Source organism: Neobacillus camarae (assembly GCF_054950115.1).
In genome coordinates, this window is sequence record NZ_JBUCKX010000003.1 from 512192 (window position 1) to 535435 (window position 23244).

General features: G+C 39.8%; 22 protein-coding genes. 8 read left to right on the plus strand and 14 right to left on the minus strand.

Annotation, left to right across the window (positions count from 1 at the left end; genetic code table 11):
* Positions 1-276: 276 nt before the first annotated feature.
* The 3 genes from ACY8D0_RS17735 to ACY8D0_RS17745 all read right to left on the minus strand — a co-directional run bounded on the left by ACY8D0_RS17735 (position 277) and on the right by ACY8D0_RS17745 (position 3785).
* Positions 277-1284: an acyltransferase family protein gene (locus ACY8D0_RS17735; protein ID WP_462411834.1), complete on the minus strand. Its 1008-nt coding sequence runs from the start codon at positions 1282-1284 to the stop codon at positions 277-279.
* Between the two features lie 355 nt (positions 1285-1639).
* Positions 1640-2899 (minus strand): DHH family phosphoesterase, encoded by a 1260-nt coding sequence (locus ACY8D0_RS17740; protein ID WP_462411835.1) that lies wholly within the window; start codon positions 2897-2899, stop codon positions 1640-1642.
* A gap of 202 nt (positions 2900-3101) precedes the next feature.
* Complete coding sequence (locus tag ACY8D0_RS17745; protein WP_462411836.1) at positions 3102-3785, minus strand: M50 family metallopeptidase; 684 nt, start codon at positions 3783-3785, stop codon at positions 3102-3104.
* Positions 3786-3986: 201 nt separating this feature from the next.
* On the opposite strand from ACY8D0_RS17745, the gene ACY8D0_RS17750 reads away from it, so the two are divergent.
* Both ACY8D0_RS17750 and ACY8D0_RS17755 read left to right on the plus strand, forming a co-directional pair.
* Positions 3987-5111 carry an ABC transporter ATP-binding protein gene (locus ACY8D0_RS17750; RefSeq protein ID WP_462411837.1) on the plus strand — a complete coding sequence of 375 codons (1125 nt, stop codon included), beginning with the start codon at positions 3987-3989 and terminating at the stop codon, positions 5109-5111.
* Positions 5111-6667, plus strand: coding sequence for an ABC transporter permease/substrate-binding protein (locus ACY8D0_RS17755; protein ID WP_462411838.1), 1557 nt, complete (start codon positions 5111-5113; stop codon positions 6665-6667). Before ACY8D0_RS17750 ends, ACY8D0_RS17755 begins: the two co-directional genes overlap by 1 nt.
* A 47-nt stretch (positions 6668-6714) precedes the next feature.
* Here the strand turns inward: ACY8D0_RS17755 and ACY8D0_RS17760 are convergent, their stop codons facing one another.
* Entirely contained in the window at positions 6715-7332 is a 618-nt protein-coding gene (locus ACY8D0_RS17760) for a GntR family transcriptional regulator (RefSeq protein WP_462411839.1), read from the minus strand.
* Between the two features lie 194 nt (positions 7333-7526).
* Here ACY8D0_RS17760 and ACY8D0_RS17765 point away from each other — a divergent pair, with 194 nt between their 5' ends.
* Together ACY8D0_RS17765 and ACY8D0_RS17770 are read left to right on the plus strand one after the other, a co-directional pair.
* A complete protein-coding gene (locus ACY8D0_RS17765) occupies positions 7527-8093 on the plus strand; it encodes a DUF2238 domain-containing protein (RefSeq protein WP_462411840.1) in 567 nt (188 codons plus the stop codon).
* 15 nt (positions 8094-8108) lie between these two features.
* Positions 8109-8705, plus strand: a complete 597-nt coding sequence (locus tag ACY8D0_RS17770) for a DUF2238 domain-containing protein (protein WP_462411841.1) — start codon at positions 8109-8111, stop codon at positions 8703-8705.
* 33 nt (positions 8706-8738) lie between these two features.
* Here ACY8D0_RS17770 and ACY8D0_RS17775 read toward each other — a convergent pair whose 3' ends face one another.
* From ACY8D0_RS17775 to ACY8D0_RS17805, 7 genes are all read right to left on the minus strand, one after another.
* Positions 8739-10100, minus strand: coding sequence for an aspartate kinase (locus tag ACY8D0_RS17775; protein WP_462411842.1), 1362 nt, complete (start codon positions 10098-10100; stop codon positions 8739-8741).
* Between the two features lie 161 nt (positions 10101-10261).
* A complete protein-coding gene (locus ACY8D0_RS17780; protein ID WP_462411843.1) occupies positions 10262-10876 on the minus strand; it encodes an NUDIX hydrolase in 615 nt (204 codons plus the stop codon).
* 122 nt (positions 10877-10998) lie between these two features.
* The gene (locus tag ACY8D0_RS17785; RefSeq protein ID WP_462411844.1) at positions 10999-11793 is read right to left on the minus strand and encodes an ABC transporter ATP-binding protein; all 795 of its coding nucleotides are present in this window, start codon (positions 11791-11793) and stop codon (positions 10999-11001) included.
* Positions 11768-12790, minus strand: a complete 1023-nt coding sequence (locus ACY8D0_RS17790) for an ABC transporter permease (protein ID WP_462411845.1) — start codon at positions 12788-12790, stop codon at positions 11768-11770. Before ACY8D0_RS17790 ends, ACY8D0_RS17785 begins: the two co-directional genes overlap by 26 nt.
* Before the next feature lie 107 nt (positions 12791-12897).
* Positions 12898-13902, minus strand: a complete 1005-nt coding sequence (locus tag ACY8D0_RS17795) for an ABC transporter substrate-binding protein (RefSeq protein ID WP_462411846.1) — start codon at positions 13900-13902, stop codon at positions 12898-12900.
* A 229-nt stretch (positions 13903-14131) separates the two neighbouring features.
* On the minus strand, positions 14132-14260 hold the full coding sequence (locus ACY8D0_RS17800) for a hypothetical protein (protein ID WP_462411847.1): 129 nt from the start codon (positions 14258-14260) through the stop codon (positions 14132-14134).
* A 208-nt stretch (positions 14261-14468) separates the two neighbouring features.
* Complete coding sequence (locus ACY8D0_RS17805; RefSeq protein ID WP_462412491.1) at positions 14469-16403, minus strand: lipoteichoic acid synthase; 1935 nt, start codon at positions 16401-16403, stop codon at positions 14469-14471.
* A 487-nt stretch (positions 16404-16890) separates the two neighbouring features.
* Here ACY8D0_RS17805 and ACY8D0_RS17810 point away from each other — a divergent pair, with 487 nt between their 5' ends.
* A complete protein-coding gene (locus tag ACY8D0_RS17810) occupies positions 16891-17070 on the plus strand; it encodes a hypothetical protein (protein WP_462411848.1) in 180 nt (59 codons plus the stop codon).
* Positions 17071-17112: 42 nt separating this feature from the next.
* Complete coding sequence (locus ACY8D0_RS17815) at positions 17113-17292, plus strand: small, acid-soluble spore protein, H family (protein ID WP_462411849.1); 180 nt, start codon at positions 17113-17115, stop codon at positions 17290-17292.
* Between the two features lie 32 nt (positions 17293-17324).
* Here the strand turns inward: ACY8D0_RS17815 and ACY8D0_RS17820 are convergent, their stop codons facing one another.
* Positions 17325-17480 (minus strand): hypothetical protein, encoded by a 156-nt coding sequence (locus ACY8D0_RS17820; protein WP_462411850.1) that lies wholly within the window; start codon positions 17478-17480, stop codon positions 17325-17327.
* A 64-nt stretch (positions 17481-17544) separates the two neighbouring features.
* A complete protein-coding gene (locus ACY8D0_RS17825) occupies positions 17545-18699 on the minus strand; it encodes an acyl-CoA dehydrogenase family protein (RefSeq protein ID WP_462411851.1) in 1155 nt (384 codons plus the stop codon).
* 501 nt (positions 18700-19200) lie between these two features.
* Here ACY8D0_RS17825 and ACY8D0_RS17830 point away from each other — a divergent pair.
* Positions 19201-19746: an ATP-binding protein gene (locus ACY8D0_RS17830; protein ID WP_462411852.1), complete on the plus strand. Its 546-nt coding sequence runs from the start codon at positions 19201-19203 to the stop codon at positions 19744-19746.
* 617 nt (positions 19747-20363) lie between these two features.
* Positions 20364-21809 carry an MFS transporter gene (locus tag ACY8D0_RS17835; protein WP_462412492.1) on the plus strand — a complete coding sequence of 482 codons (1446 nt, stop codon included), beginning with the start codon at positions 20364-20366 and terminating at the stop codon, positions 21807-21809.
* A gap of 60 nt (positions 21810-21869) precedes the next feature.
* Here the strand turns inward: ACY8D0_RS17835 and ACY8D0_RS17840 are convergent, their stop codons facing one another.
* On the minus strand, positions 21870-23198 hold the full coding sequence (locus ACY8D0_RS17840) for an IS3 family transposase (protein WP_462410066.1): 1329 nt from the start codon (positions 23196-23198) through the stop codon (positions 21870-21872).
* Positions 23199-23244: the final 46 nt, after the last annotated feature.

The following is a 23244-nucleotide window of genomic DNA, read 5'->3' on the forward strand; positions in this document are numbered from 1 at the left end:
GATAAGCTCGACTCCTCGAAAATCCTCAATTATGCTATCGCATAATTACGTGCGATGAAAATTCATGGATGCTTTCCTTGTGCTATCACAGTTTCTTCGTGCTTGGGCGGATTCGAGGAAGAATTTCAATGTCCTGCGGGAGTACGGGACCGAGGAGGCTCCCCGGCACTCCCGCGTGTTCGCTAAGCTTCTTTCGCTACAATCAACAGTTAAATTAACAAAGCCTTACAATAAGAAAAAGGCAATTCCCATGGAATTACCTTTGTGCTTGGATATTCATCTGCCGCCGCTGCCAAGCGGCAGCTTTGGTTCTACCAATGGTTTCGTATATTTCTTAACTAAAAAGCTTCCCAAAATGGTGCAGATAATAAGCGAAAACAATATTAATATCAGGTAATTTTCTGAAACCATGTTTAAACTTTCTTCCGGCATGATGGTCTGAACCGGTTTGATAATAAAGCCATGGAATAAATAAACATAAAGGGTTCTCTCACCAATCTTGGTTAGTTTTAACTTTGATGACGGAATTAAAGTTAAAAAACCAAACGTTACAATAAGAGTAGCGGCATATTGGATAGTCCGCAACACCCCATCATACAGTTGCTCTCCTCCCATACCTGCATAGGACGTATCCCCTAACAGCCAAGGGACCGCACTTTTAGGGAACCCGACAGCAAAACAGATCACGGTTGCCGCAATAATCACAAGACCAATTGGGAGCGAGTATCTGTTCCTCACTAACCGTTTTAACTGATTTCCTTTCAGTAAATAGCCGATAAAGAAATACGGAAAGAATACAAACGTTCTTGACAGGCTCATAAAACTGCCAATTTCATCCACATATCCAACTGCAATGCCGATAGCAATGGATACAAAAAAGCCGGCCCATCCCATCTTTGAAAACAAATAAAGAAAAACGTTCCAAAAGAACATGCTCAACAAAAACCACAGTGACCAATGCGGATCCAAAATATCAAAGTGAAGGGTCGATTCCTTGCCAATTAAATAATAAAAAATGGAATAAATAAATTGGAAGATAAAGTAAGGGACAAGAATTTTCTTAAATGTCTTAACCAAGTATCCCTTTTTATTAAAATTTTTGGCAAAATATCCAGAGATCATGATAAATGCCGGCATATGAAATAAATAGATGAACGTATACAAGGTATACAAAACCCTATTGTATTCCTTCAGCGGGCTAATAACATGTCCAAATACGACAAGGAATATTAAAATAAATTTAGCATTATCAAAGTATTCGCTTCTTTTAGACGCGGAAGCCATTCTATCCCCCCTGATTTGGATTTCAATCAAAAGGTATAGTAATATTGTAATCTTATTATGGGGCATCGTGTTGTTAACCAATATTGAAATAACATCTAGAGTATAACTAGCCTGATTATAATACCTTTTCCTATATTTTACACCATTTATATTACAGGAATGTGAAAGTGAAATGACTTTTAGTTTCAGGTCATTTACATTTTCAAAATAATAATAAAATATTCCTGTGATTATTTACCTATTTTTTCCACGTTTGTCCTTTTGATCATGAAATCCATACACGAATCATATTTTATGAAATTGCATTTAAAAATTCAATGGCAATCATTAACCAGCAAAAGCATAGAGCCATGCCCTATGCTTTTGTCGGAACCATAATATCCAATATTTGCGAGCTCAAGATTTCTGTGTAATTTTCCTTCAATTCAGCTGCCGGAATACCAAGCAGCCCAGCCGCCTGGGGTAAAAATTCGTTATCGTACCGAAGCCAAGAGGCGTAGGTTCTTTTAACAAAGTGCTCTGCCTCGTCAAATGATGGGAAAGTATTCTCAACTTTTACTCCATTATGGAAAATTTCATAACTCCCATCCCCGATTGGAAGGATAAAAGAAAACTCCCCGGCATGATTAACATAACTTGTCCCAACATTCGATTCTTTCAGATTGTACTCGTTCCTGTCAGCATCCGGTTTTAACGGAAGCACATCAAATGCATTGACAACAAAAGTTTGAAACGCATTCTTGTTCAAATCCGCTCCGGAAGCCTTAGGATGTCCACCTCCACCATATTCTTGAGCAAAACGGGCCACATTCACTTCATCATGAATCGTGCGGAATCCCATTTTTTTTGTGCCCATGTTAATCATGGCAATCATATCCAGATGAGGTTGTAAATTATTTAACGCGTTTCCCAGTTCAGAGAGATGCTGCTCCGCGTGGACAATGCCGACACAATAATCCCCGACAAAGGTTTGGACCATTTGTCTGCTTTTTGATTGGATATAACGGTTAATTTTTTGCTCTTCAATATCAAGTATCGTATTTTCCGTGTCGGTAAAGAAAAAAGTATCCTCTTTCCCGGACAGCCTGAAAATCATTTCTTCCTCAAACTGTTCCCTGTTCATTATGTAAAATAAATCATTTAGACGTTTAGCAGCGGTATTATTGTTCTCATCCCATTCCCACGTATCGTATTGGCGTACTAAATCAATAAATTCTTCGAGTGCCTTGTTTCGTTCCATCTTCTGATGTTCAATTAAATAATCATAAAATAACGATGTGGCACACGTTTTTTTCCCTGATTCATATTCAGGTACGACACTTCCCCAAGGATACTTGTTAAAATGCATGGCCGTTATATGATGATCAATGACCTGGACATGTTTACCTTCCGTGAATCGTCGACCCAATTTCTTTTCGACTGTCTCATTCACAGCTAAATCGGTTATAAAAAGTTCCTCTTTATCATTGTCCGTATTGGCTAAATAAGCCTCCACTCTTTGATTTAAATTGCGGTACGAACAATAATACACCTTGGCTTGGTCACCGAAGGCCAGTTTGGCTATTACACCGCAGCCAAGCCCATCTAAATCAATATCAGTAAATAGTTTTACCATAGCTTACCACCATTCCATATTCTCCATAAAAATTAGTGTATTGTCGATTTAGGTATCTTATACACATGTATCCACAATTTCTAAATTATATTACTTTACGTTATGCCAGTAAAGAATCTATTCAAAAGAAAAGGATAGGGCTTTCCATCAAGGGGGTCAAACCCCTTAATGGAAAGCCCCTTCTCCTAGTGCGTCAACACTATTAATGTACTAAACGATAATAGCCTCTTTTTAATCCGAAAAAGCCAAACCACAACGCTTGAACAAAAAAGAACCCTCCCCAAACGGGTGCTGGAAGTATAATCGATAAACGGGCAAGATTAGCTGCATCGCCGGCGGACTGGGGCTGCACGATGCTAAGATAAAGAATCTCGTAGGCACTTTGGATTGAATCAACCAGCAGGATGGAGGCAATCAACAATAATAGATAATCCCGTAGACCATGGCTGCTTTTTATCAGTAAATATAAGAAACACACGGCAAATGAAAGCAGCCAGAAAATCCCGTAAAGATTACGGACCCAAAAAATCAAATTGAGACCAATAAACCCTAGCAAGATATCAATTAATAGGTTTTGTTTTTTCTTCCCGATCAGCAAAAACGATAAAAATGCCATAAAAGATGCAAAGATATAACCGGCCAAGCTGGTAAAAAAACGGCCAAGCCATGTGGACTGGCTGCTATAGGTCGCTCCTTCGGAATTCATAAAGAGTGAAATTCTTTCAACATCCCCTCCCAGCAGAGCCACCAATGCATGACCGGATTCATGAAACAATGTATTTATTAACCTAACATAATTCCCAATCAGTGGTGCATGAATCAGTAAAAATGCCGCTGCGAGGAAGACGAAAAACTTCACGCTAATTTTTTCCCGTACCCAGCTCATTTTCAATCCCCCATTTTATGGTGAAGATTATCTTAATTATTTTTATTTTAACACTTCCCCCATATAAAAGAACACTTTTACTGTCATGAAAGCCAACGTATAGATATTCTATCTTTCTTGGGGAAATTGTTATTTGTCGACAAACTAACAACTTATATGCTACCATTAAGTTGTTAGTTACCAATCAAAGGAGGAGTCAGTTTGATTCAATTTAAAAACGTAGTGAAAAAATATAAAAACAAAACGGTAATTCGTCCGTTTTCACTGGACATTGATTCAGGGCAATTGGTTGTGTTCATTGGACCAAGTGGTTGCGGAAAAACCACATTGCTTAAAATGATCAATAAACTAATCGAGCCATCCTCAGGGCAAATTCTTGTAAACGATACAGATATTTCAACGATGGACCCTATTGAGCTTCGAAGGAATATTGGTTATGTCATTCAAAATACCGGACTTTTTCCACATATGACCATAAAGGAGAACCTTGAATTGATTCCGGAGCTAAAGGGGGAGAATCTCGAGGATATTGAGAAAAAAACGATTGAATTATTAGAGACAGTTGGTCTGGACCCAAAGGAATATTTGCATCGGTATCCAAAGGAATTAAGTGGCGGCCAGCAGCAAAGAGTTGGGGTAGCACGTGCATTTTCCACCAATTCTGAAATTATTTTAATGGATGAGCCATTCAGCGCATTGGACCCTGTCACACGCACTTCCCTACAAGATGAACTCTACCAAATGCAAAGAGAATTGAACAAAACCATCGTATTTGTCACCCACGATATGGATGAAGCTATTAAAATAGCAGATAAAATTTGTATGTTAAAAGATGGCGAAATTGTGCAATTCGACACACCGGAAAATATCTTAAAAAACCCCGCCAATGATTTCGTTGCCGGTTTTATTGGAAAACGCAGAGTATGGAACAATCCTGAATTATTACTGGCTGAAGATATCATGATTTCTAATCCAGTTAAAATCAACGCCAAACGAAATGTCTTACAGGCAATTGAAATCATGAAGGAAAACAAGGTTGACAGCCTTTTGGTTACTGATAAAAATAAGGGACTTATTGGGCTGGTAACACTAAAAAGTATTCAATTAACAAATCGCAATGCCACGATTGAGGATGTCATGGAGCGAAATGTTCTTTCAGTCTCCGATGAGGCCAATTTACTTGCCGTACTCTCCACAATGAATGAACATAAAATCGGCTATGTGCCGGTGGTTAACAGTAAGAATCAATTGACTGGGTTGATTACACGAAGCAGTATCCTATCCGCTTTAAGCAGCCAGTTAATTGAAATGGAGGTGGCGTTTTAATGAGTACCTTATGGAATTATGTAAGTTCAGATTTTAATCAAATTTTTAATTTAATAGGCCAGCACGTTTATATGAGTATTCTTTCCGTATTCATAGCCGTTGTGATTGGGGTTCCCCTGGGGATATTAATTTCCAGAGAACCGAAGCTTTCAAAGCCGATTATCGGTACCGCCAATGTGGTACAAGCAATTCCCAGCTTGGCTTTGCTCGGATTTTTAATTCCGTTCATTGGAATTGGAAGTGCACCAGCAATCGTCATGGTTGTCCTATATTCCCTACTACCGATTGTTAAAAATACGTATACCGGTTTAACTAATATCGACCGGGATATTCTGGAAGCCGCCAAAGGCATCGGTTTAACTAAAAGTCAAACCATGAGAAAGGTACAGCTTCCCCTTGCCTTCCCGATGATTATGGCGGGTATCAGAATTTCAGCTGTTACAGCTGTTGGTCTAATGACGATTGCCGCCTTTGTTGGTGCAGGCGGACTTGGCTACCTTGTGTTCTCCGGAGTTCAGACCGTTGATAACTCCATGATATTGGCAGGTGCAATCCCGGCTTGTATTCTTGCGTTATTGATTGACTTTGTGGTCGGAAAATTGGAAACCTCCCTATCTTATGAACACAAACAAAAATCTTCTAAAAAAATGGGCAAAACAGCGAAAAGGGTCGCTATTTCTGTTACCTGTATCATCCTGATTTTTGCAGGCGGATTTACCATCTATACGAAGGCGCAAGCAAAAGATACCATTGTCGTGGGTTCAAAAAACTTTACCGAGCAGATAATACTCGGAAATATGCTTGCTGATTTAATAGAAAACAAGACTGATATAAAAGTGGACAGACAGCTAAATCTTGGCGGCTCACAAGTAACCTTTGGAGCCTTAAACAGCGGGGATATAGATTTATATGTTGAATATACAGGAACCAGCTTGGTCAATATATTAAATCATCCTCCTCAGAATGACCCTGAAAAGGTGTATAGTCAAGTTCAGAAAGAATTTAATAGTAAGTATGGAATAGAATTATTAAAACCGCTGGGATTTAATAATACCTATGCCTTAGCCATCCGACAGGACACAGCTGACCAATATGGTCTGAATACGATATCTGATTTATCCAAAATAAGTAATGGAGTAATAATCGGTCCAACGATTGAATTCCCAAACCGCGAAGATGGATTAAAAGGTCTTACTAAGGCTTATCAAATGGAGTTTAAAGATGTAAAAGCGGTTGACGGTGGTCTGCGTTATACGGCACTAAATAATCATAAAAGCGATGTGATTGACGCCTTTTCCACAGACGGTTTAATCGAGGCGTTTAAGTTAAAAGTTTTGAAGGATGATAAGAACTTCTTCCCTCCGTATTATGCCGTGCCAATGATAAAGGAGGAAACCCTGAAGGAGCATCCAGAACTCAAAAAAGTAATCAACAGTCTTGCCGGCAAATTGTCAGATGAAAAAATGAGGAAATTGAACTATAAAGTGGACAGCCTAAAACAGGCACCTGCTAAAGTGGCAGACGAATTCCTGAAACAAGAAGGGTTAATCCAGTAGAACGAAAAAGAAACTGGCAGCCGAAATGCCAGTTTCTTTTTCATTACCTATTCTTGAAGAAAGTGAACCACTCTGTCATAAGTTTTTTCATCACCAATGACCAAAAATATATCCCCCTCGAGGATTAATACATAAGGACCCGGCGAAATGATCAATTCCCCGTTTCTTTTAATGCCAATGACTGTCCCCCCGGTATTTTGCCAGAATTTCACCTCAGAAACGGTTTTCCCAATATGGGCACAGCCGTGATGGATTTCCACCTCGATTGGTGCCAATGGATTGGTATGGCGCAGCTTTCCTGAATAATCCATGATTTTTCTGAGCGCGTCATATAGCTGATCATCCAGTCTATTTCTTTCATTCATGATGCCATGTATTTGTTTTTCAAGGTCTTTGATACTTGCTAAATTGGAGAAACGGGAAATATATTTAAATGCATTTTCCTTTGAGGCAATGATAATTCCGCTGCCTTTGGAGGACTGAACAATTTCTACATCTTCCAGGATTTTCACGGCCCGTCTGATTGTTTCAGGAGAAACTTTATACTCACTGGCCAATGTCGACCGTCCGTGAATTTTAGCTCCGACTCTAAATTCCCCATCATTAATCCGATTGGCAATATCAATTGCAATTCGTTCATATGTCGGTATTTGTGCCCTTTCCATATAGACCCCCGCCAAAAACATTTATATTCATATTAGCTGATTTTCATTTATGATTCCACTATACCTGTTAATGGCCATGTTTGCGAGTTCCCAGCTCTAGAATCATTAGTTTTTGATGTAAAAGGACATACTAATAAAATGAAGATGAAGGAAAAAGCCTTCTGTTTGGATGGACTGTTGAATGGGGTGAGATCGTGAGACGCAAGATCATCATTTTCTTTAGTGTTGCTTTTATCCTTTTTATGGCTGGATTATTTATTGTTTATTTGATGAGACATGACTCCTCGAGATGGCAGGTTGCCCTTGGGGGCATCTTTGCCAGTGCTTTGCCGCTGTTTTTATTAAAGGTGAAGAATAATCCCTTTAATATCCCAATCCTGATTAGCTACTATGTGTTTTTATGTTGCTCGTTGTATCTCGGCTCCATCTCAAGCTTTTATCTTCACTACAAATGGTGGGATTCCACATTGCACTTTTTTAAAGCATTCTACGTCGGCGTGATTGGGATTACCCTGTTTAAACTGCTTATTCCAGCCACGGCCCGTTCTGGCGTGGGTAAATCGGCTATATTTCTTTTTGTCCTGTCACTGGGCGTCCTGTCTAGTGCACTATGGGAAATCTACGAGTTTTTAGGAGATTTGACTTTTACCCATACCATGCAAAGAGGGGGGAATAAGGACACGATGTACGACCTCCTGTGCGGCTTGGGAGGAAGCCTTGTGATTGCTTTCTATACTTTGTATCGTAAACAACTAGTTTAAGGAAAGGTGACATACATGAAAAATAAGCTCGTGATCTTGTTAAGTGGAATATATGTCATTTTCATGGTCTTTTTGGCTTATTATTATTACAACCAACAACAAACCTTTAAAGCCTCTGTCGCCATTGGCGGAATCGTTTGCGGGGCAATTCCGTTACTTTTGGCTTTATTAACGAAACTCCAGTTTAATATGCCGATTGTGATTTCTTATTTAGTCTTCTTGGTAGGTTCACAGTATTTAGGATCAATCCGTGGATGGTATGGCCTGGGCTGGTGGGATACCTTCATGCACGCTATTAGTGGCATGATTTTGGCTTTTGCGGGAATTGCCTTATATGAGAGATTCATCCACCGAGATGCGGCAGAGGAAATATCCCCTTGGTTTGTCTTTTTATTCACCTTAGGATTCGCAGTTCTTGGAGGAGTACTTTGGGAGGTTTATGAGTTCAGCAGCGATCAATTATTTGGCATGACTTTGCAAGGCGGCGGCAATAAAGATACGATGATTGATTTGATTTCCGACACCTGCGGCGGTCTGGTGGTTGCATTATGGTCCGGGTTACGAACAAAAGTAAAACTCAATAAAAAAATGGTAATGGCTGACCCGACATAATAGCGATTACGGGTCAGCCATATTTAACTCTTCCTATACTGTCACCGGTGCAAAGAATTCATCATATAAAGCTTGCACCGCCCGTTTTTCATCCACTTCTTTGACACCGAACATCATACTTACTTCGGATGACCCCTGATTAATCATTTCAATATTCACATGAGCATTCGCTAATGCTTTTGATGCTCGGGACATGGTGCCGACATTACGGCGCATCCCTTCACCCACAACCATGATGAGCGCAAGGCTGTGTTCAAATTTTACTTCATCCGCATGAAGTTCAGCCATAATCCGATTCTTGATCTGCTCTTCAATCGTTTCATCTAGCTGACTTTCCCTTAAAATCACTGAAATATCATCAATTCCGGAAGGAGTATGCTCGTAGCTGAGTCCAAAGTCTTCCAATATGGCCAACAGCTTGCGTCCAAAGCCTACCTCCCGGTTCATTAAGTACTTGCTGACGTAAATGCTGCAAAAACCCTCATCGCTGGCAATTCCAATCACAGGGCCATTGGTATTGTCTCTATCCGAGACAATTCTTGTCCCAGGCGCGCTTGGGTTATTGGTATTTTTCACATGTACTGGTATTCCTGCACGGAAAGCCGGGACAAGTGCCTCATCATGAAGCACACTAAAGCCCGCATAAGAAAGCTCCCGCATTTCCCGGTAGGTCAGCTCCTTAATTTCCTTTGGCCTTTCAACAATAAATGGGTTAACGGAATATACGGCATCAACATCCGTAAAATTTTCGTACAAGTCCGCTTTTAATGCATTGGCTAAGATGGAACCAGTAATGTCAGAACCGCTCCTAGAAAAGGTGTAAATATCCCCTTCCTTACTATATCCAAAGAATCCCGGAAAGATGGAAATGCCAGGATAACTGCTAAGTTCCTGCAAACGTTCATAAGCTTCAGGCAACGCTTGGGCATTCCCGGGCTCATCACTAACGAGGAGACCTGCTTCCTTAGGATCAACGTAATGGGCCTCCACACCCTGCTTGCAAAAATAGGCCGCAACCAACTTGGCGTTATTATCTTCCCCACTTGCTTTTATTTTGTCTATGAATCGGTCCGGTTTACTTTTGTCACCTTCGAGCCGAGCCAATAAATCTTCGCGGATTTCCTTGATTATTTCTTCGGAAAGTGCCAACTCGTCAGCAAGACTAGAATATCGTTGGAGCACTTTATCCACCAGTGATTGATAGTCTCGGTTCATCAAACTTGCTTGACCGCATTCAATCAATAGATCCGTTACTTTTGTATCTTCAGGAAATCTTTTCCCTGGGGCGGATACAACAACCACTTTACGCTCCGGATCTGAAGTAACGATTTCAAAGACTTTATTTACCTGTCCGCCAGACGCTAAAGACGAACCACCAAACTTTACGACCTTCATCCCTACAACTCCCCATTAATTCAAAATATAACCCTAATTTTAGTACATTTCTAAAAATATTCAAGTGTTTTTTCCTGCCTGCATGCACAAATGTCCTTATCACAAGAACAATGAACATCTTAACAAAAATATAGAGTTGGTTGATATCTTACCGTCAAATTTCAATGAATTAACTCAATAAAATGGGCCAGTATTCTGGCTGTCAGGCCCCAAATGACCTTATCTTCATAACGGTAAAAATATTCCTCTATCCCTCTTGTTCTCCAATTGTAATTTTCACCCCCGATAATCAAATCAAAAGGAAAGTTTTTCTCCGGTTCCACTTTAAATTCTATATGATAAATTTCCGGTTCATGATGGATAAAAAAGGACAATGGGACTGTAAAGATTTCCCCTACCTCAGTGGGGTTCGGCTGGATGTTGCCCGGATTCGTAATGATACCTGCAAATGGATACACCATCATCCCAAATGGTGACACCATATAGTCCAAGGGGAATACTTCAGGTATATCATCGTTGCAGATATTCAGTTCTTCGGTTGTTTCACGGATTGCGGCTGATTTTTCATCACTATCAATAGAATCCATCCTGCCGCCTGGGAAACAAATTTCACCGGGCTGTCTCCTAAGATTAAGGGAACGTTTTTCAAATAATACGTGTATCTCATCGTTTTTTTGAATAAGTGGAATTAAGACCGCATATTTGGAATATTTGTTACTCCCTAATATCGAAGGTGTATGACTTTTTAACTTTGCCAAAATCATGTCAAGTTCCATTTCGCCACCCCGCATTAATTTTATTCATAGTAATAGAATAACACTATATCTACTATAGTCACATAAAATAAAAACAATCCAACCAGAGTTTAGTTGGATTGTCATTTAAAGATATCTTTACATTAAGCGAGAATTGCCCTGTCACTTGCCATTTGGACTCCGCGAATTCGCTTAAACTCCGCAAGAAGCCCTTCAATGGTAAGTTGTTTCTTTTGCTCCTCATTCACTTCTAAAATGATTTGGCCTTTATCCATCATAATCAGCCGGTTGCCCAAGTCTATCGCCTGCTGCATATTATGGGTTACCATCAGGGTGGTCAGATCATATTTTTGTACAATTTCCTTTGTTAAATTGGTTATCAATTCGGCTCTCGAAGGGTCAAGCGCTGCTGTATGCTCATCCAGCAACAAAATAGACGGTTCTGTAAAGGTTGCCATCAGAAGTGACAAAGCCTGTCGTTCTCCCCCTGATAAAAGGCCCACTTTTGCGCTAAGCCGATTCTCGAGTCCAAGATGAAGGGTTTCCAATACCTCACGAAAAAATTCACGCCGCTTCTTTGTAACACCCCTCCGGAGCGTTCGGGTTTTATTCCGTGAATAGGCCATGGCCAGATTCTCTTCAATGGTCATACTTGGAGCGGTTCCTGCCATGGGGTCCTGAAATACACGGCCAATCATTTTGGAACGATTGAATTCGGACATATTCGTCACATTTTTACCGGCAATCTGAACTTCCCCAACATCAGGCGTTAATACTCCCGATATGATATTCATTAAAGTTGATTTCCCGGCACCGTTACTTCCAATAACGGTAACAAAGTCCCCAGATTTAAGTGAGAGATTAACATGATTAATCGCGACTTTTTCATCAGCCGTTCCCTCATTAAAAATCTTATGAATCTGATTTAAGTGCAGCATGGTTTCCCTCCCCCGATTGGGCCGAAGCCTTGGTCATGTTGAGCCTTTTTTGGGCTTTGCGCTTTTTTTCTTTTGAACTATCAATAATCTTTGGTGTCGTGAGTGCAATAATAACGATAACCGCTGTGATTAATTTCATATCCCCTGGGTCCAAAAATTCAACCCGCAACGCTAAGGTGACAACAATCCGGTAAATTATCGATCCCCCAATTACCGCCAGTGTTGTCCGCGCAATCGTCTTGGTACCAAACAGGGCTTCCCCGATTATGACAGAAGCCAACCCGATGACAATCATGCCAATACCCATTCCGACATCAGCAAAACCGCCTTGCTGAGCAATTAAGGCACCAGAAAAGGCAACGAGTGCATTGGATAATCCAAGTCCGAGAACAACCAAGATATTCGTATTTGCCGACAAACTCCGGATCATTCGTTTATTATCCCCAGTCGCTCTAATGGCCAAACCAATTTCCGTCTTCATGAACCAGTCAGTAACAAATTTAATCAAGAGGGTAACTACAATCATGACAATTAAAATTCCCCATGTTTCAGGAAGGCTGTCCGAAAGGCCCACCATGGACAGGAGACTGTTAAGGGACGAATCAATTCCTGTCTGTTCAAATACACCTTTGATTTTTGTAAAGGCTGTATCCGTATTTAATAAAGGGATATTCGATCTTCCCATAATTCGTAAATTAATCGAATAAAGTGCGATCATCATCAGGATCCCTGACAGTAAATTATTTATTTTTCCAAATGTATGGAGAAGTCCTGTCAGGCATCCAGCAGCAAACCCGGCAAACAAAGCCATTATTGTGGCAAAGAAAGGATTAGCCCCGCCAGTGATTAATACAGCCGAAACCGCCGCTCCTGTTACAAAACTTCCATCCACCGTTAAATCTGGAAAATCCAGAATACGAAAGGAAAGATAAACGCCAAGTGCCATAATCGCATAAATGATACCTGCTTCAAATGAACCAAATATGGCTGTAAACATTGAGACCATCCTCTCTGTAAGGACTCCCTTCCAAAAGAAGTCCCGCATCACGTAAAAGAGTCAAGGAGTCAGCCTATTTGGATGGCTTCCTCCTTGGTAAGTTTTATTTATTCTTTTCCATCGTAAAATTCGCCAAGGCTTTTCCATTCGTCCTTCACTTTGAGACCTTGGGCTTCCGCAGCCTTTTTATTAATGACAAGTTTCAGGCTGTTTGGCAGTTCGACCGGAATTTCGGATGGTTTTTTATTGCCGCTTAAAATATCTGCCGCCATTAATCCAGACTGATAGCCCAAGTCATAGTAGCTAAATCCGCTTGCGGCGACCGCGCCTTTTTTCATGGAATCCAGCTCACCAACGAATAGCGGTATTTTCTTCGAGTTGGCAACGTCAATAACCGTATCAAGTGCAGTTACAACAGTATTGTCGGTCGGAACATAAATGGCATCCACTCTTCCCACTAAAGATTCTGCGGCCTGCTTCACTTCCGCGGTAGTAGATACGGATACTTCAACGATTTTTGCTCCATTTCCTTCCGCTATCTTTTTGACTTCCTTTACTTGTACCTCCGAGTTTTGTTCTCCAGAGTTATAAATCACACCAATGTTTTTGGCTTTTACTTCATCCGTAATAAAGCTGATTGTCTTTTTAGTGGCCTCCGGATGGTTATCGGTGGTACCCGTTATATTTTTGCCAGGTTTATCAAACGATTCGACTAATTCAGCACCTACCGGGTCGGTTACTGATGTAAAAATAATCGGAATATCCTTTGTGGCATTTAAAGCAGCTGTTGCACTAGGCGTAGCATTGGCAAAAATTAAATCCACCTTATCCCCGACAAAGTTTTTTGCAATAGTAGCCGTGTTGTTCATATCGGCTTGGGCATTTTGTTCGTCGTATTTCACCTTAATGCCTTTATCTGCTAACGCTTTTTTAAATCCTTCGGTTGCAGCATCCAAAGATGGGTGCGGGGCGAATTGGGATATTCCCACCGTAAATTCTTGTTTATCTGATCCCTTCTCTTCTGAGCCGCTTGTAGTCTCACTTTTTCCACACGCTGACAAAAGCAGCAATCCCGTTAATGCCAGCGAAAGTGCCGTTCTCCCCTTTTTCATTGTTTAAAGTCCCCCTTGTTTCTAAGTTTGATTTTTTAAAATATTTATTATATTAAAAATTATTCTAGTATTTTTCTAGGTTAAAAGCAATAGAAATACATAAATTTAATTTTTTGCTTTAAAGCGGCATAATCCCTCTGGTTTTCTTAAACCATAAAAAAAAGCCCTCCAGTTTGTAGAGGGCCGTACCAAGATATATTTTCACATTTGGAGGAACTAACTTCAAAACTTACCAGTCTTTTGTCGATTCTAATAATTTATCAATTTCAACCTGTTTAATTTTATAATTGCTTTTCTCAGACGGCAGATTTGATGTAGCCTCGAGTAATTTGTCGATATCAATGAAAACTGTTCCCATATATCTAACCTCCCGAGTAATAATTTGTTTTGTACCAAAATATTCGTTAGGTCGTTATGATTATATGGGGGTAGTTATTCCTAATTTTTAAAAATAAAGAAAAGCTAATCATCTTATCTGAAAAGGGTAGTTAAAGATGATATTTCAAAATAAAATTTGTGCTTATTCTTTAGGATAAGAAAAAGAGAAGAAATTAATCTTCTCTCCGTTAATTACTTTCTGTTGTTTTAGCTGTTGTTTTGTTTCCTTTAGGCCCTAAATATTCATAATCATCAGGATTAATCGGTGTAAACCCGGTTGGCTGATAGAACCGCAACAGGTCTTTATATACAATTTCATCTGACATTTGAAGTTCTGTAGTTACTTTGTCTTGTATATCTTTGCAGGCATCTGTGTTATCAACTAATTCCCCGGTTGCATTGGAATAGCATTTACCCTTAACTTGAATCACATCAGGTGACATAAAATCACCATTTCTAAATAGGGCCCAGTTACGATGCTGTGGAGATAACAAGTCAGAACCGAACTCCAAGTAATCCTTTGTATCTATTCCTAATAAATGGAGCACAGTCGGCCTAACATCGACTTCACCGCCGTATTCTTGTTGAATGCCTCCAGTTACTCCTGGAACATGGATAAATAACGGAACACGTTGCAGATTGGCGTTGGTAACTGGTGTAATTTCATCCACACCCAAAACTTTCGACATGGCATCATTATGGTTCTCTGAAATTCCGTAATGGTCACCATACATGACAACCATGGTATTGTCATATAAACCTGCGGCTTTTAGATCGTTAAAGAATTGCTCCAGCGCTTGGTCCATATAGTGGGCAGATTGGAAGTACTGGTTAACCACTTGGTCATCTGTATTACCGGCAGGAAAATCAGTATCCTCTGGATCCATCTCGAATGGGAAATGGTTGGATAATGTAATAAACTTCGTATAGAATGGCTGCTTTAAGCTAGTCAAAAGCGGCATAGACTCAGTAAAGAACGGTTTATCCTTCAGACCATAATTTTTTGTATCTTCTTCTGTCATGTTGTAATATTCTGCGTCAAAGAACTGGTCATAGCCAAATGCTTTATAAATGACATTCCGGTTCCAGAATGTTTTGTAGTTCCCGTGAAATACCGCTGAACTGTATCCTTGCCCTTTTAAAATGGCAGGCATGGCCTGATACGTATTTTGTGCTTTATTGACAAACACGGCACCCTGACTCATCGGATAGAGCGAATTCTCCATTAAAAACTCGGCATCCGATGTTTTCCCTTGCCCGGTTTGGTGGAAAAAATTAGGGAAATAAAAAGTGTTTTGGTCACGGGTTAACGAATTAAGAAAAGGAGTTGCTTCCTGGCCGTCAGGCATTTTATAATCAATCATAAACGACTGGAACGATTCCAAAGAAATATAAATTACGTTCATGCCTTTTGCTTTACCGAAGTAATCCGGATTTGGGGCAGAGTAATTCGCTTTGCGATAGTTCTCAACCTCTGTCACATCACTGGAATCAGCCAAGGCACGCTGACTTGATGAACGGATATTTTGGATGGCATCGTAAATCGTAAAATTATAAGCGCCTAAGTATTTGACCAAATAGTTGCGGTCAAAAGAACGTGTCAACAGTTGCGGGCGATCCTTTTCGGCAAGCCCTAAGTTAAATAAAAATGAGGTAATTGAAAACAATAGAACAATTTTATATGACTTTCTATTTGTTTCCATAGTATGTTTAAACACAGTTACAGCAAGAACAATCAAGATGATAAAGTCCGAAAAATACAATACGTCTAACGGCGACATCAATGATAGTGCGCTGTCCCCAAGCTGCCCGGCATTTGTTTTAGTTTGCATGATAACCGGAATCGTTATAAAATCACTAAAAAACCGATAATAGGCAATGTTGGCATATAATAAAAATGACAAAATAAAGTTTGTTACAATGATAACAAGTTTAGTCCGCTTTTTAAACAACAAGGCAATACCGAAGAAAAACAACGCGGAACTTAACGGATTAATCGCCAGTAAGAATTCCTGCAGATTGTTATCTATTCCCAAATTAAATTCAATTTGATAAGCAGCATAAGTTTTAATCCAGAATAACACTACTGCGATAGCAAAAAATGCAAGATTATTTTTAGTTATTTTTTTAGAAAGCTTTTATGTTCCATAATTTAATTCTCCTCTCACTTACCAGATTTGCATCGGTAAACGAACCTCAACTACTATAGCACATTTTAATAAAAAAGGAAAACCCAAAATGGTAATAGTTTAGCCATTATTCCCCAACGATAACGCAATCCATTGCCTAGTTTACCAAAACAGCTTGGACCTTTTTTCGGTGTTTTTCATCCGTTTATGTTTATGCAACTGTTTAGCCGGACATGACTACCAGCAATCTCAATAATATAAGACGATGATTTTGCTAATTAGTTTCAACTATTTTTTCTTTAAATATTTTCCTCTTAGAGACCGGTTTATTTTTACATTTCTTTATACGTTGGATTATTCTACATATCATATACGTGAACGGCGATTTGTGCAATACGATTTTAGTCTCAAATTTGCATTAATTACGACGGGGCGGTAAATCCTATTTCTGTATGAAGATTAGTGAAAAGAGGAGATGCAATTGCCAAGGGTCAGGCCAGAATTTACTAAAAGCCCCTATTTTGTAGATGAACCGGGAAATTGGCATTTACAACCTGGTGCTCCTAAAGAACTGCAGGAAGAGCTTCGAAGCTATCTGCAGGATTTACAAACAATTGATGAACCCGGAACCATAAATGGAATCCGAATTGACCCTTTGTAACGTTCACTTGTGCAATAAAACAAAAAACAAGGAGTGGGTATTGTGGATCAGAGACGTGTAAAGCAAATTTTATCATCTTCTGCGGATATTGAGGTAAAATACAACGGTACTTCGGTATGGATTGACCAATTAAACGAGGATGGCAGAACTGCCACCGTCCATTTGCGCGGGCCCCTTGAAGAACGGACTGTCGTGGAAATTAATGAACTTGTTGAAGATTAAAAATAAGGCAGGAACCGGGTTCCTGCCTTATTTCAAGTCTTTATTTCTTTCGTTATTTCCCCTGGCTGCGGCTCGGCATTACTCACTATTCCCGCTATTCTTTCCCGACGGAATTGACTCTTATCTCTCCCGGCTCCGGGTAGGGTATTAGCCATTGGAAGCTGTTCAAGTTCTTTCCCTCTTGGCATATCCTTCACTCCTTTTTCAGATAAGGTATCCATCGGGGCAGACTTTTACTCATGCTTGTCCATACTATTTTAAATAGTTTTTGATGCTGTGATTGGCCAGCAGTTGAATCGTCATATCATCCATCGGCGGATTGTGAAGCCCCGCTCTTACATCACGATAGTAGCGCTGCAACGGATTTTTCATGGAAAGGCTTTTGGCGCCTACCAATCTCATGGCTAAGTCAACAACAGACACAGCCAAATTAGTGACTGTTAATTTTGCGGCACCAAGGGCAGGTCCCATATTCTCTTTTTCTTGCTGATTTGCAATATCCCATTGTTTGGCCGCACCGTATAAAAAATACTCAGCTTGCATAATTTTTAACTCGATTTCGCCAATTTTTTGACGGACACCCGGCAAGTTAATAATCGTTCCCTGAATGCTGTTAGGTGCGTACTCATTGGCAAACGTGAGCGCGTACTTTCTGGCTGCTTTAGCAATCCCCAGATAACAGGCAGGAATATGAAGAAGCCATCCTTGTGCGGATTTTTTTCCTGGATTAATCTTTTCCACAAGATTTTCGCCGGGAATTCTCACATTCTCCAAGACCAGGTCATGACTCCCTGTACCCCTTAGGGCTATACTATCCCATGTTTCCTCAATTGTTACACCCGCAGACTCTCTTGGGATAAGGAAATTTGCTGTCTCACCCGTTTCCTCCATGCTAGCACTGACTATAAAGTAGTCCAAAACCGGGGACATGGTGGTGAAGGTCTTTCTTCCATTAATAATCCATTCCCCATTAGAATTTTGCGCAGTAGTTTCTGGCCTCCCTCCCCGAGTCGGGCTTCCTGTTCTTGGTTCTGTTGCGGCACTGTTAATCAATGCCCCCAATTTGACCCTTTCACACAAATTTTTAAAAATTGGCTCCTTCCAGCTTAGTTTTTCATGCTGGTTCATGATAATCCCCATATGCCAGCCAATCGCAAGCGAAGTTGACCCGTCGCCCATTGCAATCAGTTCCTGAAGGCGGACTAATTCATATAATGATATTTGTTTCCCGCCATATTCCCTGGATACGGTTAAAGAGGTGTAACCAGTATCCTTCAGTTCCTGGATATTTTCATAGGGGAATCGACCTTCCATATCCACTTTATGCGCTCTTGCTAGGAACCGATTGGATAGTTCCTCCATCATGACAAAACGTTCTTCCATTGAATTTGTTGATTGAAAATTCACTGTAAATCTCTCCCTTATGCTTTCATTTTTATTTCGAAATTCATCTGTGAAATTCACCACCATATTTTTCTGTTTTTGGTATAATTTTAACGTTATCAAATAAATTTCACAATTTATAAGTCCCCATAAAGAAAATATCATACATTGAACTTGGCTGTTGCTGATATGCCCAAATTTGGGAGGTTACATGGAAGTGGCTGATTTTATTAAGATTTGATCCTTCACTTTTTTATTATGATGTTCATCCCTCTCTCTTACATCTTACTGTCTAGACAAAAAAGGAAAGGAACTTTCTGTTTATCTTTGGGATTGTTATTTTCATTTCTTTATATTTGACCATGTTTTACTCCGTTTATATAGGAAACGGTACCGAATTTGATTTGAAATTCATCCCAGTATTTATTTCATTTCTTTCTATATGGCGGACCAATGGTAGGGCCATTCGCAATCCTCACTTTACTTATAATAGAAGAATTCATATCGGGCACTCATGGATTTCTAATGCTGATTAATTATACAGTCATTTGGACTCTGTTATGGATCTTAGGAAAATGGTACGCCCACACATCCATGTCGAAAAAATTGGCAGTTGCCTTTCTTTGTTATTTAGCCATTACCATTACCCGGTTTGTTTTCCATGATTTCCTCTCATTAGCTCCTCCCAATAAGAATGAATATCAACCCATTAATATATCGTTATTATTAAATGAGATCATCGAATTTATGAAACCGTATGGCACGATTTCCGGTGTTCAAATTTTGGACGAGATTCCTGATGAATTATATATTAACGGCTATCATCATGAATTTAAACAACTTGTGATTAATTTAATGAAGAATGGGATTGAAGCCATGCCAAACGGAGGTAAATTGATGGTAACGGCCAGCTCGGATCATCAAAACCAATTTGTTAAAATAAATGATGAGGGAGTCGGCCTTTCAGAAGCCCAATTAAGACAATTAGGCCAGCCATACTATTCCACAAAAACCCGTTGCACAGGACTGGGTCTATTAATTTCTTATGATATTATCAAAAGAATGCGATGAAAAATAAATGTTAACAGCAAGGTGAATGTCGGGACAGTCTTTACCGTCACTTTTCCAAAATCCAATTCCTATTCATAATGAATCGGGATGTTTTAAAAAAGCATGCATGCAATCTTTAAGTTTTTGGCTACCCTGAAAATAAGCGAGTTTAAAATAATGAATAAACATTATGGACAAGTTGGCTTATTTTCATCCCCCATAGTGCAAAAATTTTTTTTTTGCATGGGTGTCTCTGTTAAATCGGGCTGTTGATTTCTGCTCTAGAGGCTCAGCAAACCCGGAGGCATGCCGGGGAGTCTCCTCGCGCTGGAAGTGACTGCGGAGTGTCCCTGTCCCGTACTTAAACAGGAGTCGATCTTATCCGCTCCAATCAGCAGAGTTAAGAAATCAACATTATCGTTTTACAGAGACAAGTTTTTATAAGTAACCATGGTGTTATTGTGCCATTCCTCACTGATAGGCAAAACAAACTATATTATACTCGGGTTGGAGGGTAGTGATATTTTATTAGCCCTTCTTATTTGGTAATTATATTACAAATGGGATTAGGAGGAATCTTTTTGAACAAGGGATTTATACAACTTACCATTCAAACCGGGAGTCTGGTTGCGGGATTTATGGTTTGGGTGATGATTTCATCGTTAATGCCCTTTATTAATTCAGAAATCCCATTATCTTCCACACAAGTTTCGTGGGCTACCGCAGTCCCGATTATCCTTGGTTCATTGCTTAGATTACCAATTGGATATTGGACAAACCGTTTTGGTGCAAGAGTCTTGTTTACGATCAGTTTTCTCCTTTTATTATTGCCTATTTTCATCATCATTAACGCCCATTCATTTATGGTGTTAATAGTCGGGGGACTAATTCTTGGAATCGGAGGGGCTGTATTCTCTATTGGGGTGACGTCACTACCTAAATACTATCCAAAATCGAAGCATGGAATGATTAATGGAGTATACGGGGCAGGAAATATCGGCACTGCAGTGACTTGCATTTTGGCTCCGCTTCTTGCCGATGAGTTTGGATGGAGGACGACCTTTAAGGTTTATTTTATTATTGTTCTTATTTTCGCCTTGATTAACTTTTGCTTGGGGGACCGCAAAGAACCTAAAGTTATGCTCCCCATAAAGGAACAGTTCAATCAAGTATATAAAAAGCCCAAGTTGTGGATGCTAAGTTTGTTTTATTTTATAACCTTTGGGTCATTCATGGCTTTTACAATCTATCTGCCTTCCTTCCTGGTTAACCATTTCGAATTATCCAGTGTAGATGCAGGATTAAGAACTGCTGGATTTATTATGATTACTACTTTACTCAGACCTGTTGGGGGATTGCTGGCAGACAAGTTTAATCCTTTTTTAATTCTGATGGCAGTATTTTTTAGTTTGACTTTTGCGGGATTCTTGCTCTCTTTTACTCCATCCTTGCCCATATATTCGTTTGGGTGCTTATTAGTAGCTATATTTGCTGGGATAGGAAACGGAGCTGTTTTCAAACTAGTTCCTTTTTATTTCTCTAGGCAAGCTGGCATTGTAAATGGTACTGTCTCCGCTATCGGAGGAATTGGCGGGTTCTTTCCTCCGATTATTTTAACGATCCTGTTTAATTATACCGGACATTATGCAATCGGGTTTATGTCATTATCGGAATTTTCATTAGCCAGTTTGGTGATCGTAGTTTGGCTCTATTTTCAAGATAAATTGGCTATATCCGCTAAAATAGTCGATCATACTGTGGAGGGCATGTGTATCACGGATGTAGACGGGATTATTCAGCGGGTCAATCCAGCCTTTACAAGAATTACCGGCTATACCTTGGAAGAAGTAGTTGGTAAAACACCAAGTGTCCTTCAATCCGGGGAACATGACTTGAACTTTTATCAAAACATGTGGAATAGCCTGCTAACAAACGGTAACTGGTCAGGATATATCTGGAATAAGAAGAAAAATGATCAGATTTACAAGGAGTGGCTGACGATCACAGCCATAAAAGATGATTCCGGAGAAACAAAGAATTATGTAGGAATGTTTATCGAGGAAAATGACTTGCCCAGATTTTAATGAAAAAGAAAGCTGCAAACTAAACTGGCACCCTTGTCAAGGACACTATAAAAAAAGAGATTAAGCAGCTAAAAGATGATCCCTATATTGAATAGGGGTCATTTTTTCTAAATTCCATTGATAGCGATAATTGTTATAGTAAACCATGTAATGATTTATTTTTGACTTCAGTTCCTTTAATGTTCTTGCAGATTTATAATCCACATCATCCTTCAGGTGGCCGAAGAAGGATTCTTGAGGGGCATTATCCCAACAGTTGCCTCTTCGTGACATGGATTGGCCCAAGCCATATTCCTTTAATAGCTTCTGGTATCTTGGGCTTGTATAGTGACTTCCTTGATCCGAGTGGATAAAGGCCTCTTCATGGATTGTAATTTTCTTGTTATTCATCAATTTATGGATTGTCTGGGTGGCGATGTCCAGTGTGATGCGATCAGACACATGGTAAGCTAGGATTTCATTGGTGGAGGCGTCTTTTACGGTCGACAAATAAGCCATACAATTCCCGTTATATGGAAGATAAGTGATATCCGTAAGTAACACTTTTCCAGGGATTCCTTGTTTGAATTCCCTGCTTAATTTGTTTGGGACAACTTGATGTTCTTTTGTTGCTTTTGCGATTTTTTTATAAGGATTGGGTTTTCGGTGAGGACAAACAATTCCATATTTCTTCATAATCCTCCGTATCTTTTTACGGCTGAAGTTAATATCAAACTCATTCTCCAAAATCATTTTAATGGACCGTGAGCCTTTCTTATATCCCCGCCGATTAAAGGCCTTTAGGATGATTTCTTTCGCTTCGAGGTCCAATTTTTCCCTTGCTTCCCTGGCAGAGGAAGCCTTTAAGTAGCTGTAAAAACCGGAACGTGAGACCCCTAGGAGATCACAGAAATACCTGGTCATCCCCTTGAATTCATGTTGGTCAATAGTCTCTTGGATTAAGTGATATGCTTTATTCGGGTTTAGATTTTCGCTTGCGTTTAGCAGCCTCCTTTCTGTCGTTTCGTACTTTTTTAACAGCTCCACCTGTCCTTCCAGCAGCTCGATTCTGGCTTTTTGCCTTTCAATCACTTCGGAGGGTGTGAGCTCACGCTTTAAGGGCCTGCCGGAAGCCGTTTTCCTCGAATCTGTAAGCCCAATCAAACCATTCTTATCATAAGCCTTTTTCCACCTGTGGGCTGATTGTTCAATTCGTTTTATTCCAATCATATCAACGTTGAAGCCGTTCTCCGCAAAAATCTGACGAGGGAGTTTGCCGGCCAAATATTCATCTATAAATCTATTCTTAAAATCGTCTGTATAGGTAATAGACCGCTCACTGACACGGTGTACATTTGGATTCTTTTTAAGTGTATTTATCTCTGTAATTGAAAAAGTTATTTTACTCATGTTGTCCCCTAGTCCCTTAATTCTGAAATTCAAGTATATAAAAAAT